The following is a 13,254-nucleotide window of genomic DNA, read 5'->3' as shown; positions in this document are numbered from 1 at the left end:
CTTGGCCCGACCGATCACGCTGTTCACCGGCCAGTGGGCGGACCTGCCGTTCGAGGAGGTGGCCCGGCTGGCCGGCGAGTGGGGCTATGACGGGCTGGAGATCGCCTGCTGGGGCGACCACTTCGACCCCTGGGCGGCGGTTTCCGATGATCGCTATCTGCGCGGCCGCCGGGACATCCTGGAGAAGCACGGCCTGTCCGTGTACGCCATCTCCAACCACCTCACCGGGCAGGCGGTGTGCGACGACCCGATCGACGAGCGCCACCGGGCACTGCTGCCCTCCCGGGTCTGGGGCGACGGCTCGCCGGAGGGGGTACGGGAACGGGCCGCCGAGGCGATGAAGGTGACCGCCCGGGCGGCCGCCGCGCTCGGCGTGGACACGGTCGTGGGGTTCACCGGCTCGAAGATCTGGAAGACGGTGGCCATGTTCCCGCCGGTCCCCGCGTCGATGGTGGAGGACGGGTACCGGGACTTCGCCGACCGGTGGAACCCGATCCTGGACGTGTTCGACGAGGTCGGCGTGCGCTTCGCCCACGAGGTGCACCCGAGCGAGATCGCCTACGACTACTGGACCACGGTCGCCGCGCTGGACGCGCTCGGGCGCAGGCCGGCCTTCGGCCTGAACTGGGACCCCAGCCACATGGTCTGGCAGGACATCGACCCGGTCGGCTTCCTCTGGGACTTCCGGGACCGGATCTACCACGTGGACTGCAAGGACACGGCGTTGCGCACCGGAAACGGCCGCAACGGCCGCCTCGGCTCGCACCTCCCCTGGGCCGACCCCCGCCGGGGCTGGGACTTCGTCTCGGTCGGCCGGGGCGACGTCCCCTGGGAAGCGTCCTTCCGCATGCTCAACGCGATCAACTACACCGGCCCCATCTCGATCGAATGGGAAGACGCCGGCATGGACCGCCTACAAGGCGCCCCCGAAGCCCTCGCCTACATCCGCGCCAACGTATTCCCCCCACCAGAAGCGGCCTTCGACACCGCCTTCTCCCCCCAACCCTGATTCAGTGCCCCCAGCACTCTGATTCAGTGCTTTGAGCACGGTGATTCAGTGGTTTGGGCACGGTGATTCAGTCGGTTCAGCAGGCCTCGGGCAGCCCCGCCCAGGCGAACGCCTCCCGGTGGAACCGCGCCACCTCAGCCGGCCGGTCGTCGCCGAGCATGTCGTCGCGCACCGGAATCCCACGCCGGGCGGGTCGAACGAGGAGTTCCTGGCCTGCCCGGGGGTGTCGCCGAGGCAGACCACGGACCGCGGCGCGGTGGTGATCTCGGCGGGATCTCGGCCGGCTTCCCGGGCGTAGGAGTCCAGCTTGGTCCGCCCGGCCTGGATCCCCTCCGGGCCGAGCTTGGCCGGCAGCCAGCCCTGGGTGGTCAGGTCCCGTCAAATGATCATCAAAGCCACGGTAGATCTGCTGGTGGAACGGGTTTCGCGGCCACCACGGTGGAGGCGATCGCCGAGCGCTCCGGCGCCGCGAAGACCACCACCTACCGGCACTGGCCGGACAAGGGGGCCGTGCTGGGCGGCACCATCGAGTCGATCATCCCGATGGCCACCGCGCCGGACAGCGGCAGCCTGCGCGGCGACCTGGCGCGGTTCGCCGAGGAGTTGGCCGGGGTGCTGTCCGCGCCGCCGACCTCGGCGTTGGTTCCCGCGCTGGTCGACTCGGCCGAGCGGGACACGGCGCCGGCGAAGCCGCTCGCCGGGTTCACCGCCGGGCGTCGGGCGCCGATCCGGGAGGCGGTGGCGCGCGCGGCCGGGCGTGGGGAGATCGACCCGCGGATCGACGCCGAAGCGGTGGCCGAGCTGTTCCTGGGGCCGATCTTCTACCGGCGGCTGCTGTCCCGTGAACCTCTGGACGCCCCGTTCACCGCCCGCACGGTGAACGGGGTGATGGCGGCGCTGCCGCTCCTTGCCCAGGGCAGCGAGCCCCGGCCCGAGGGGGTGATCGCCGTCTCTGGCGCTCTGGCGTCGATTTTCGACGCTGAACCGCCGCGGACGGTGATCACTCCTCGAGCGAGACGTTCGCGCCCCGATCGGCGAGCCGCCTGGGCCCGGTCTGCGCGGCGCGTCGCCGGCGGCTCGCCCATGCGGGGCTTGCGCCGGACGTGCGGGACGCTCACGCGGGGCTTGCGCCGGACGTGCGGGACGCTCACGCGGGGCTTGCGCCAGCGGTGCTGAGGCGGCATCCTGTTACTAGACGACCGAACATTCGGTCAGTACGAGTGAGGAGGCGTCGGTGCTGAGTACCGAGAGCCGGGACGCGCGCCGGGTCGCCGGCGAGGTGGTGGACCCGGAGATGCCCATGCTCACCCTCGCCGACCTCGGCGTGCTGCGCGGTGTCGAGGTGTCCGGGGACGCGGTCACGGTGACCATCACGCCCACCTACAGCGGCTGCCCGGCGTTGGCCGAGATGCGCGACGACCTGCGGGAAGCCCTGCACGGCGCCGGTTACCGCGAGGTCGAGGTGCGCACCGTGCTCTCCCCGCCGTGGAGCACCGACTGGATCAGTGAGCGCGGCCGGCGCAAACTGGCCGAGGCCGGCGTCGCGCCACCGGACCGGGTCGGCGAGCGGCCGGCCGGGCCGGTGCCGCTGAACCTGGAGCCGCTCAGCGCCCGGGTGCCCTGCCCGCATTGTGGCGCGCCTTCGACCGAGGAGCTGTCCCGGTTCGGGCCGACGGCATGTACCGCGCTGCGCCGCTGCCCGGCCTGCCGGGAACCCTTCGAGCACGTGAGGCCGCTGTGACCGGTTTCAACGCACTACGAGTGGCCGAGGTGGAACGGCTGTGCGACGACGCGGCCGCCGTGACCTTCGAGATCCCGGACGAGCTGCGCGCCGAGTACGCCTTCCGCCCGGGCCAGTACCTGACCCTCCGCCAAAACGTGGACGGCCGGGAGGAGCGCCGCTCCTACTCGATCTGCGCGCCGGCCGGCGCGCCGCCCCGGGTCGGTGTGCGGCGCATCGACGGCGGGCTGTTCTCCAGCTGGCTGGTCGACCGGGTACGCGCCGGCGACCGGGTGGAGGTGGCCCCGCCGTCCGGCACGTTCAGCCCGGCCCGGATCGCGCGGGGCGAGCACCACGGGCTGATCGCGGCCGGCTCGGGCATCACCCCGGTGCTGTCCATCGCCGCGTCCGTGCTGGCCGCCCACGAGGACACCCACGTCACCCTGCTCTACGGCAACCGGCGCACCGACACGGTGATGTTCGCCGAGGAGCTGGCCGACCTGAAGAACCGCTACGGCCCCCGCCTGCACCTGGTGCACGTGTTGTCCCGGGAACCGCAGGAGGCGGACATCGGGTCCGGCCGGTTGGACGAGCCGAAGCTGCGCGAGCTGCTCACGCTGCTCGTGGACACCGACGGCGTGGACCACTGGTGGCTGTGCGGCCCGCTGGGTGTGACCGAGGCCGCGCGCGGCGTGCTGGAGTCGCTCGACGTCGACGCGAAACGGGTGCACCGCGAGCTGTTCTACGTCGACGAACCGCCCCCCGAGCTGCACCACCCGGACGACCCGGCCCCGCTGGACGGCGAGACCGCCGAGGTCACCGTGGTACTCAACGGCCGGTCCACCGTGCTCACCCTGCCCCGGACGGAACCGGTGCTGGACGCCGCGCAGCGGGTGCGCGCCGACCTCCCGTTCGCCTGCAAGGGCGGGGTCTGCGGGACCTGTCGCGCGCTGGTCACCGACGGCGAGGTGCGGATGCGGCGCAACTTCGCCCTGGAGCCGGCCGAGCTGGCCGCCGGCTACGCCCTCACCTGCCAGGCCCTGCCCACCACCGACACCCTGACCATCGACTTCGACGCCTGATCACTCCGGCGCGAAGCGTTCGCGGAGCTCGTACTTGAGCACCTTGCCGGCCGGGTTGCGTGGCAGCACGTCGACGATCTCCAGCCGCAGCGGCAGCTTGTACCCGGCCAGCCGCTCGCGGGCGAACTCGCGCAGCTCGTCCAGCGTCAGGGACGCGCCGGAGGCCAGCACCACCACCGCGGTGACCGCCTCGCCCCACCGGGTGTCCGGCGTGCCGATGATGGCCACCTCGGCCACCGACGGGTGGTCGTAGAGCACGCTCTCCACCTCGGCCGGGTACACGTTCTCCCCGCCGCTGATCACCATGTCCTTCACCCGGTCGACCACGTACACGTAGCCGTCCGGGTCGCACACCCCCACGTCGCCGGTGTGGAACCAGCCGTCCGCGTCGATCACGTTGTCCGTGGCGGAAGGGTTGCGCCAGTAGCCGGCCATCACCTGCGGGCCGCGCACGCAGATCTCCCCGCGCTCGCCCACCGGCACCGGCGTGCCGTCCGGGGCGAGCAGCCGCACGTCGGAGAGCATGGTCGTGGTCCGCCCGGCGGAACCGGTCTTGCGTACGGTCTCCTCCGGCCGGGTGACCAGCGCCAACGGCGCGGTCTCGGTCAGCCCGTAGCCCTGCGCGAACGGCACGCCCAGGCCGTTGTACAGCTTCATCAGCCGCTCCGGAACCGGCGCGCCGCCGCACATGAGCAGCCGCACGCTGGACAGGTCGGCCTCGCCGAACGACGGGTGCTGGCTCATGAACAGGAACATCGCCGGCACGCCGAACATCGTGGTCACCCGGTGCTCGGCGATCAGGGCCAGCGCGGCGCCGGGGTCGAACCCCGGCATCAGCACCACCCGGCCGCCCTTCTGCAGGGTGAGCAGCGTGGTCACGTTCAGCCCGCCGATGTGGAACAGCGGAGCGCAGACCAGCGTGGTGTCGTCGGACAGGATGTCGAAGGACAGCAGCGCGTTGACGTTGTTCCAGAACAGGTTGCCGTGGGTGAGCATGGCGCCCTTGGGCCGGCCGGTGGTGCCCGAGGTGTACATGATCACCGCGACGTCCTCGGTGCCGGCGCCGACCGCGTCGGCCTCGGCCAGCGGCTCGCGCGAGGTCAGCAGCGCGTCCAGTGCCTCCCAGCCCGGCACGTCGTCGGTGTGCGTGATGACCCGGCGCAGCGGCGTCTCCCCCCGCACCGGGTCGATCACCCGCGCGCGGTCCGCGTCGGCGATCAGGGTGTGGATCTCCGCGTCGCCCACGATGAACGCGAGCTCGGCGGCGCTGAGCCGGAAGTTGAGCGGAACGAAGATGGCGCCCAGCCGCGCGGCGGCGAACATGGTGTGCAGGAACAGCGGGTGGTTCAGCCCGAGGTAGCCCACCCGGTCGCCGGCGGACACCCCGCCGGCCCGCAGCTCGGCGGCCAGCCGGTCGATCTTGTCGAGCAGCTGGGCGTAGCTGTCCGTCTCGCCGCCGAAGGTGAGCGCCGGGCGCTCCGGCGAGCTGGCCGCCCGCCGGGCCATCCACGAGCCGAGGTCCGTCGGGGGGTTGTGGCCGCCACTCATCCGCGCCTCCTCCTGTTGTTGCCGCTGAAAGTTTAGAGGTGTGTTCGGTCGGATGCGCTGGGTGATCGTCGTTGCCCACTGGCACCACGCGACACAGCAGGAGAACGACGTTATGTCGCAGTTGCAATGGTATAACTTTCAATACTTAGCGGTATGCAGACCTGGGGCCAGGGGATTCGGGCCCGGGCTTAACTGACCCGATGGTGGGGTTGCGGGGAGTCCAACGGCCGCGACGCGAAGTAATCAGGTTTACTCTGTGCGACTATCACAGCCACCTTGGGTGCGTCGGGGGCGTTCACCGGACCCGATCCGCCCGGGGTTTTCGCTACCAGGACTGGACGACCGCTTGTGGGGACGAGCGGTCGATCAGAAGGGGGAAACGGTGAAGGCTCGATCGTTGGTTTTCGACCTCTTCGGCGACTACTTGTGTACGGGCGGTGGAGAGGTCCGACTAAGAGGGCTCATAGCCCTGATGGGCTGCTTCGGGGTTCCGGAGGCGACAGTCCGCGTGGTGGTCACCCGGCTGCGCAAGGAGGGTTGGTTGGCCAGCCGTCGTGACGGCCGGGAAACCACCTACCTGCTCACCGACGCCGCCGGGCACATGCTGGAGGAGGGGCAGGAGCGCGTCTTCCGGCGCAGTGAGCAGGCCTGGGACGGGCGGTGGCACCTGGTCATCTACTCGGTCCCGGAGACCGAGCGGGCGGTGCGCGAACAGCTGCGCAAGAAGCTCAGCTGGCTCGGGTACGGCCCGCTTTCGCCTTCGGTGTGGCTGAGTCCGCACGACCGGGTGGACGAGGTGAAGCTGGCGGTCGCCCAGTGGTCCTCGGTGCGGATGGACCTGTTCAGCGCCGCGTCCGAGGGACCGCAGGTGGACCGGGCGATGGCGGCCCGGTCCTGGGACCTGGACGAGCTGAACCGGGACTATGCCGAACTGGTCGCCGAGTTCGAGCCGAGGCTGGAGCACTACAGCTCCGGTGACCTGGCCGGACAGGACGCGCTGGTGGAGCGGACCCGGCTGGTCGGCCGGTACCGGGAGTCGCTCTACCGGGACCCGGAGCTGCCCGTGCAGCTGCTGCCGGAGGACTGGGCCGGTTGGACGGCCCACAAGGTCTTCCGGCAGGCCCACGAGCTGCTCCGGGAGCCGGCCGAGGAGTGCGTCGCCTCCCTCCTCTCTCGCACGGCCTAGAACGCGAACGAGGGCCGGGCACGACACCTCACCCGAGGTGTCGTGCCCGCGTCCGCGAGTCGGGGATTTGGGTACGGCGAGTCGGGGATTTGGGTACGCCGCCGGTGTGACGTGCGCTTCGAGTTCACGGTGACGCCTTGGCCCGTTAATGCATGTGCATTACAGTCTCTGGCACATGAACTAGACGGAGGGCGGTAGCCGACGATGGCGTGGGACTTCTCCACCGAGCCGGAGTTCGAAGCCAAGCTCGCATGGATGCGCGAGTTCGTGCGTGAAGAGATCATCCCGCTGGAGACGCTGGACCTGGACTGGGCGACCTACGACCGGATCACCCAACCGCTCAAGGACCGGGTCAAGGAGCAGGGGCTGTGGGCCTCGCACCTGCCGCCGGAGCTGGGCGGCGGCGGGTTCGGGCAGGTCAAGCTGGGTCTGATGCACGAGATCCTGGGGCAGTGCAAGTATGCGCCCGGCATCTTCGGGAACCAGGCGCCGGACTCCGGCAACGCCGAGCTACTGTCCGTCGGCGGCAACGAGGAGCAGAAGGAGCGCTGGATGCACCCGCTGCTGCGCGGCGAGCTGCGCAGCTGCTTCTCCATGACCGAGCCGGGCGCCGGCGCGGACCCGACCATGCTGAGCACCCGTGCGGTGCTGGACGGCGACGACTACGTGATCAACGGTCACAAGTGGTTCTCGTCCAACGCGAGCGTGGCCGACTTCCTCATCGTGATGGCGGTGACCGACCCGGACGTGTCCCCCTACCAGGGCTCGTCCATGATCGTCGTGCCGGTGGACACGCCGGGGGTGAACATCCTGCGGGACATCCCGGTGATGGACCATCCGTGGTCCGGCGGCCTGGACGGCGGCCACGCCGAGATCATCTACACCGACGTGCGGGTGCCCAGGGAGAACCTGGTGGGCAACCCCGGTGACGGGTTCAAGCTGGCCCAGCAGCGGCTGGGGCCGGGCCGGATCCACCACGCGATGCGCTGGCTGGGCCAGTCCAAGCGGGCGTTCGACATGCTGTGCGAGCGGGCGGTCAGCCGGATCGCCCACGGTTCGCGCCTGGCCGACAAGCAGATGGTGCAGGACTGGGTGGCCACCTCGGCCGCCGACATGCAGGCCGCCCGCCTGCTCACCCTGCACGCGGCGTGGACCATGGACCAGGTCGGCGCGTCCAACGCCCGCAACGAGATCGCCATGATCAAGTACTGGGGCGCCCGGGTGCTGCACGACGTGATCGACCAGGCCATCCAGGTACACGGCTCGCTGGGCTTCTCCGGCGACCTCCCGCTCGAGCAGATGTACCGGGCGGCCCGCGCCGCGCGCATCTACGACGGCCCGGACGAGGTGCACAAGGAGTCGGTGGCGCGGCGCATCCTGCGCGGCTACCAGGCGACCGAGGTGCCCACCGAGCACATTCCGACCCGCCGGGAGGCGGCCCGCAAGAAGTTCGCCGAGCAGCTCGACCTGGCCACCGCGAACGCGTGACCTCCGCGCCAGCCGAAACCAGCGCGGCCGGGGGCGACACCGCCTCCCGGCTGCGCCGGTCGGCCGAGCGGCTGTTCGCCGAGCACGGCGTGGACGGGGCGTCGCTGCGGCAGATCACCAAGGAGGCCGGGCAGCGCAACGTCACCGCCGTGAACTACCACTTCGGCTCCCGCGACGGCCTGCTGCGGGCCGTGCTGGAGCACCACCTGGCCGAGCTGCGCATCCGCCACCGCACGCTGGTGGACCGGTACCTGGAGAACCCGCCGGCCTCCGCGCGGGATCGGCTGCGGGAGCTGGCCGACGCACTGGTCATGCCGGCCTGCGCGGAGCTGGAGTGCGCGGACGGCGGCCCGGACTTCCTGCGCATCGCCGCCGAGGTGGTCAACCGCAGCGACTGGGTGGTCGCGCCGGGCACGCCGATCTCCGAGCTGATCACCCACCAGCACGGCTGGGGTGACCTGGTCGAACCGTTGATGCCGGGCAGTGACGACGCCGCGACCGGGCGGCTGCACCGGCGGTTCGCCGCGATGCGGTTCGTCTACGTGGAGCTGGGCCGGCGCGCGCTCCAGCCACAGCCCAGGCGGGACGACCGGCTGTTCGCCAGCCAGCTCACCGACCTGGTCACCGGGCTGCTCACCGCGCCGCTCAGCGCGCGCACGTTACGCCTGCTCAAAAGCGGTCCGGAAACACCAGAACGGCCGGCCTGACCTCGGGGGATCAGATCGGCCGTTCCGGAGATCGAGCGTGGGTGGTTACAGGCCGCCCAGACCGCCCAAGCCGCCCAGATCGGTCGGCGGCTTCACGTCGGCCACGCTGCCCAACGGGCTCTTGCCCGTGTCGTCAGACTTCGGGCTGTCGGAGTCGGTGTCCTCCGAGTCGGTGTTGACCGAGTCGGTGGGGTCGCTGGACGAAACGCTGTCGGTGCTCAGCGAGTCGGTGTCGAGGTCGTCGGCGGCCGCGGTGCCAACGCCGAGGAGCAGGGCTCCTCCGGCGGCGGCGAGGGCCAGGGTGTAGCGCAGACGCATGTCTGTCCTCTCGGGGTTTGAACTGTTAGCACGTATGGCCGGACAGCGGCCGCCACTGTAGACGGATCCATGTGGGTGATTGCAACCCGTACTCGCGTGCTCACCGTGCGCGTGCGCCGGGCGGTACCCTATGCACGTTCAGCGGAGCAGTTACCAAGTCGTTATTGATCACTACGCTATCTGGGGTAAGTCGTTCGGTCCTATCTAGGTCCATTGGTGGTATTGGATCGCGATCGCGAATGGGTGATCGGGAACGGCCACAGCGCCGAGCGGCCTGCCGGCAGGATCCCGGTCGTGGCGGACATCGACGCTGACCCCTCGGCCCTGTGGTCGCGCGCGGCCCGGATCTCGGCTCTGGCGCACGAGTTGGCCGCCGCGGCCGAGGCGGCGCGCGTGGCGGGCATCCAGGATGTGCCCGGCGGCGGGTGGTCCGAGTACGCGGATCAGGTGCTGGCCGGCACGGCCGCCGACGTCGCCGAGCTGGCCGGCCTGGCCGCCGCGCTGCACCGCCGGGCCGCCGCGCTGGCCGGCGCCGACACCGCGGTCACCGAGCGCCTCAGCGCCATCCGCCGGTGCCTGGGTTGACCCCGGCCCGGGGCCGGGAATGCGAAACGCCGGTCGGCGCGGCCGGCCGGCTCCGGAAATACGAAACGCCGGTCGGCGCACTCGAGGATGCACCGACCGGCGTCCGGTCATACCGCTGGGGAGCGGACTAAGTCATGCGGGGAGTCAGCTGTCGTCGTCCGAGCCGGAGGAACCGGAAGAGCCAGAGCTGGACGAACCGCTGCCGCTGTCGTCCGAGTCGTCACCGGACGAGGACGAAGACTTCTTGGTGGACGGCTTGCTGCTGTCCGAGGCGGAGTCCGTCGCCGAGCCGGTGTCGCCGTCCTCCGAGTCCGAAAGGCTGTCGCTGCTGTCGCTCCGGAGCTCCTCGTCGCCCGGGCTGCTCGCGCTCGAGTCGTCACCGCCGAGGATGCCCCCGAGGCCACCGAGTCCGTCGGCATACGCGCTGCCGGCGCCGAGCAGGAGTGCCCCGCTGGCGGCCGCGATTGCCAAGCTGATGCGCAGGCGTCGCTGCATATTGCAATCCTCCTCAGATCGTCAGTCGCACGGTGGTCCGTACGGCAGCGGCCCATGCTAGGGGAGCGGGATTCGGGTCGGGGAGTGCGGTCAGGGTAACCCGGCCGGACCAGCGAATACTCCAATGGTGTCGGCGTGTCGCGGCCGGGGGTCCGCTTCGAACTCCCGAAATGCGCCCGTGAGGCCGGTCAGCGGCGGGAGAGGCCCGCTGTTCCCTGACGGCGGGGTGACCCGGCCGCGCCTATTCTCGTTAGGCACAGTGCCGTGCAACCAGGCGCCCAGACGGGGGAACGCGATGTCCGCTCCGGCCGAGTTGACCGCTCGAATCGATCTGTGGAGCTCGGCCTCGTTCGCCGAGGGGCATCCGGTCGAGCAGTACCGGTGTCTGCGGGAGAACGCCCCGGTGTACCGGCACGAAGAGCCGGATGGGCCGGGTTTCTGGGCGGTCACCTCGCACGCGCTGGTGCGCGAGGTGAGCATGCATCCGGAGCGGTTCTCCAGCGCGCTGGGCGGCATCCTGATCCCCGACCTGCCGCCGCAGGAGCTAGAGTTTTTCCGCACGATGATGCTGGCCATGGACCCGCCCCGGCACTCGTTCTACCGGCGGCTGGTCGGCGGGCTGTTCACCCCGAAGCGGGCGGCGCAGTGGCGCGAGCGGATCGCCGCCACGGTGACCGCGATCCTGGACGAGGCGGCCGAGGCGGAGCGCGCGGCCGGCTCATGTGACCTGGTCACCGAGGTGGCCGGCAAGCTGCCGTCCTACGTGATCGCCGAACTGCTCGGCATTCCGAGGGCGGACGGTGAGCGGCTCTACGAACAGACCGAGATCATGCACTCGGCGCCGGACGCGGTGATCGTGGAGCGGCGGTCGGCCGCGATGGTCGAGATCATGCAGTACGCGGCCGGGGTGCGCGCCGACAAGCTGGCCAACCCGGCCCCGGACATGGCCACCCGGCTGGTGACCGCCGAGGTGGACGGCCAGCGGCTGACCGAGGAGGAGTTCATCTCCTTCTTCATGCTGCTGCTCAACGCCGGCGGCGACACCACGCGCAACCTGATCGGCGGGGCCGTGGCGGCGCTGCTGGACCGGCCCGCGCAGCTGGCCTGGCTGCGCTCCGACCTGCCGGCGCGCATACCGGCCGCCGCCGAGGAGCTGCTGCGCTTCCAGGCCCCGGTGATCTACATGCGGCGCACCGCGGTCGCCGACACCGCGTTGGGTGACGTCCCGATCGCGGCCGGCGACAAGGTTGTCCTCTATTACGGTGCGGCGAACCGTGATCCGGCGGTGTTCGACCGCCCGGAGGAGCTGGTGCTGGACCGCACGCCGAACGAGCACATCGCGTTCGGCGGCGGCGGGCCGCACTTCTGCCTCGGCGCGCACTTCGGCCGGATCGAGGCGGTGGAGATGCTCGGCCAGCTGCTCGGCCGGTTCCCCGGCCTGGCCCTGGCCGGGGAACCCACCTGGTTGGCATCCAACTTCATCTCCGGTCCCACCCACGTTCCGGTCCGCCTGAGCTAAACCAGGGCCTCGTCCTGCTCCAGCGCCTCGGCCGCGGCCGGGTTGTCGGCCGGAGCCGGGGTGCGCAGGGCCACGGCGGCGACCACGGCCAGCACGGCGGCGATCACCGCCGCCACCGCCGAGGTGAGTACCAGGCCGGAGACGAAGGCCTCGCGGGCCGCGCCGAGCAGCGCGGAGCCGAGCGCCTCGGGCAGCTGTGAGGCGGCCACGACCGCCCCGCCCAGGGTGTCCCGCGCGGCGTCCACCGCGTCGGCCGGCACTCCGGCGGGCAGCGCGGAGGCCACCCCGCTCCGGTAGATGGTCACCGCGATGCTGCCCAGCGCCGCGATGCCCAGCGCGCCGCCCAGCTCGGCGGCGGTCTCCGAGATGCCGGAGGCGGCGCCGGCCTTCTCCGGCGGCGCGGACCCGACCACCATCTCCGTGGTCAGCCCGAACACCGGCCCCATGCCGAGGGAGATGACCACCGAGGCGGCGATCAGCGCGGGCAGCCCGCCGGTCACGCCGACCTGGGTGAGCAGCAGCAACCCGATCGCCGACGAGCCGAGCCCGCCGGCCACCACGTAACCCGGCCGCGCCCGCGCCAGCAGCCGGGGCGCCAGCTGCGAGCTGATCACGAACGCGATCGCCGACGGCAGCGACCACAGCCCGGCCTCCAGTGGCGACTGCTCCAGCACCAGCTGCAGGTACTGCGCGATGAACAGGAAGTAGCCGACCATCACGAAGATCGACAGGAAGTTCACCACCAGCGCGGAGTTGAACGCGCGGATGCGGAACAGGCCGACGTCGATCATCGGCTCGGCCAGCCGCCGCTGCCGGTGCACCCAGGCCACCCCGACGGCGATACCGCCCGCGATGGCCAGCACCGCGCCGGTGTGCAGGCCGTCCTGCGCGATCTGCTTGATCCCGTACACCACGGCGAGCAGCGCGACCACCGACATCCCGGCGCTGACCAGGTCCAGCCGGCCGGCGTCGGGGTCCCGGTACTCCGGCAGCACCCTCGGCCCGAGCACCAGCAGCGCGCTCATCACCGGCAGCGCCAGCAGGAACACCGAACCCCACCAGAACCACTGCAGCAGCAGTCCGCCGAGCACCGGCCCGATCGCGCTGCCGGCGGAGAACGCGCCGATCCAGATGCCCACCGCGAGCGAGCGCTGCTTCGGGTCGGGGAACATGTGAAAGATCAGCGACAGGGTGGACGGCGCGACCGTGGCGCCGGCGATGCCCAGCAACGCGCGGGTGACGATCAGCATCTCCGGCGAGGTGGAGAACGCGGCCAGCACGGACAGCGCGCCGAACGCCGCCGCCCCGATCAGCAGCAGCCGCCGCCGGCCGATCCGGTCGCCCAGGGTGCCCATGGTCACCAGCGCGCCGGCCACCATGAATCCGTACCCGTCGATGATCCACAGCAGCTGGCTGCTGGTCGGGCGCAGCTGCTCGGTGAGCGCGGGGATGGCCAGGTGCAACACGGTCAGGTCCATCACGTACAGCAGGCAGGCCAGCGCGAGCACAGCCAGGCCGACCCATTCGCGCCGGCCCGCCCTCCTCGGCGCGGTGGGGGTTTCCAGGGTGCTCATCGCCGGGTTCCTCTCGTCCGTGT

At 71.2% G+C, this 13,254-nt stretch carries 13 protein-coding genes; 9 read left to right on the top strand and 4 right to left on the bottom strand.

The annotated features are described in order from the left end of the window. The first annotated feature begins 1 nt into the window (after position 1). From ABEB12_RS34055 to paaE, 4 genes are all read left to right on the top strand, one after another. Complete coding sequence (locus tag ABEB12_RS34055) at positions 2-1,009, top strand: TIM barrel protein (RefSeq protein WP_185063762.1); 1,008 nt, start codon at positions 2-4, stop codon at positions 1,007-1,009. A gap of 213 nt (positions 1,010-1,222) precedes the next feature. Continuing rightward, positions 1,223-2,185 carry a TetR/AcrR family transcriptional regulator gene (locus ABEB12_RS34050; protein ID WP_345703384.1) on the top strand — a complete coding sequence of 321 codons (963 nt, stop codon included), beginning with the start codon at positions 1,223-1,225 and terminating at the stop codon, positions 2,183-2,185. Positions 2,186-2,246: 61 nt separating this feature from the next. Further along, positions 2,247-2,750 (top strand): 1,2-phenylacetyl-CoA epoxidase subunit PaaD, encoded by a 504-nt coding sequence (gene paaD / locus ABEB12_RS34045; protein WP_221498597.1) that lies wholly within the window; start codon positions 2,247-2,249, stop codon positions 2,748-2,750. Continuing rightward, positions 2,747-3,811, top strand: a complete 1,065-nt coding sequence (paaE, locus tag ABEB12_RS34040) for a 1,2-phenylacetyl-CoA epoxidase subunit PaaE (protein ID WP_345703380.1) — start codon at positions 2,747-2,749, stop codon at positions 3,809-3,811. Before paaD ends, paaE begins: the two co-directional genes overlap by 4 nt. On the opposite strand, the gene ABEB12_RS34035 is transcribed toward paaE, so the two are convergent. After that, positions 3,812-5,359: a long-chain-fatty-acid--CoA ligase gene (locus ABEB12_RS34035; RefSeq protein ID WP_185063766.1), complete on the bottom strand. Its 1,548-nt coding sequence runs from the start codon at positions 5,357-5,359 to the stop codon at positions 3,812-3,814. 382 nt (positions 5,360-5,741) lie between these two features. Here ABEB12_RS34035 and ABEB12_RS34030 point away from each other — a divergent pair, with 382 nt between their 5' ends. From ABEB12_RS34030 to ABEB12_RS34020, 3 genes are all read left to right on the top strand, one after another. Further along, entirely contained in the window at positions 5,742-6,545 is an 804-nt protein-coding gene (locus tag ABEB12_RS34030) for a PaaX family transcriptional regulator C-terminal domain-containing protein (RefSeq protein WP_185063767.1), read from the top strand. A 204-nt stretch (positions 6,546-6,749) separates the two neighbouring features. Beyond that, positions 6,750-8,033 (top strand): acyl-CoA dehydrogenase family protein, encoded by a 1,284-nt coding sequence (locus ABEB12_RS34025; protein WP_185063768.1) that lies wholly within the window; start codon positions 6,750-6,752, stop codon positions 8,031-8,033. Continuing rightward, positions 8,030-8,740 carry a TetR family transcriptional regulator gene (locus ABEB12_RS34020; RefSeq protein WP_185063769.1) on the top strand — a complete coding sequence of 237 codons (711 nt, stop codon included), beginning with the start codon at positions 8,030-8,032 and terminating at the stop codon, positions 8,738-8,740. Before ABEB12_RS34025 ends, ABEB12_RS34020 begins: the two co-directional genes overlap by 4 nt. A 45-nt stretch (positions 8,741-8,785) precedes the next feature. On the opposite strand, the gene ABEB12_RS34015 is transcribed toward ABEB12_RS34020, so the two are convergent. Beyond that, a complete protein-coding gene (locus tag ABEB12_RS34015) occupies positions 8,786-9,058 on the bottom strand; it encodes a hypothetical protein (protein ID WP_185063770.1) in 273 nt (90 codons plus the stop codon). A 294-nt stretch (positions 9,059-9,352) separates the two neighbouring features. Between ABEB12_RS34015 and ABEB12_RS34010 the strand changes: the two genes are divergently transcribed. Beyond that, entirely contained in the window at positions 9,353-9,643 is a 291-nt protein-coding gene (locus ABEB12_RS34010; RefSeq protein ID WP_185063771.1) for a hypothetical protein, read from the top strand. Positions 9,644-9,787: 144 nt separating this feature from the next. Here ABEB12_RS34010 and ABEB12_RS34005 read toward each other — a convergent pair whose 3' ends face one another. Further along, positions 9,788-10,138 carry a hypothetical protein gene (locus tag ABEB12_RS34005; RefSeq protein WP_185063772.1) on the bottom strand — a complete coding sequence of 117 codons (351 nt, stop codon included), beginning with the start codon at positions 10,136-10,138 and terminating at the stop codon, positions 9,788-9,790. A 295-nt stretch (positions 10,139-10,433) separates the two neighbouring features. Here ABEB12_RS34005 and ABEB12_RS34000 point away from each other — a divergent pair, with 295 nt between their 5' ends. Next, the gene (locus tag ABEB12_RS34000; protein ID WP_185063773.1) at positions 10,434-11,657 is read left to right on the top strand and encodes a cytochrome P450; all 1,224 of its coding nucleotides are present in this window, start codon (positions 10,434-10,436) and stop codon (positions 11,655-11,657) included. Here the strand turns inward: ABEB12_RS34000 and ABEB12_RS33995 are convergent. Further along, the gene (locus ABEB12_RS33995) at positions 11,654-13,231 is read right to left on the bottom strand and encodes an MFS transporter (RefSeq protein WP_185063774.1); all 1,578 of its coding nucleotides are present in this window, start codon (positions 13,229-13,231) and stop codon (positions 11,654-11,656) included. The two genes, ABEB12_RS34000 and ABEB12_RS33995, sit on opposite strands and share 4 nt — an antisense overlap. Between the last annotated feature and the right edge of the window lie 23 nt (positions 13,232-13,254).

The sequence above is a fragment of the Actinospineispora eucalypti genome (genome assembly GCF_039543365.1).
Classification (GTDB): Bacteria; Actinomycetota; Actinomycetes; order Mycobacteriales; family Pseudonocardiaceae; genus Pseudonocardia; species Pseudonocardia eucalypti.
The sequence above is the reverse complement of the archived record's forward strand: the minus strand, read 5'-3'. Positions and strand labels throughout refer to the sequence as shown.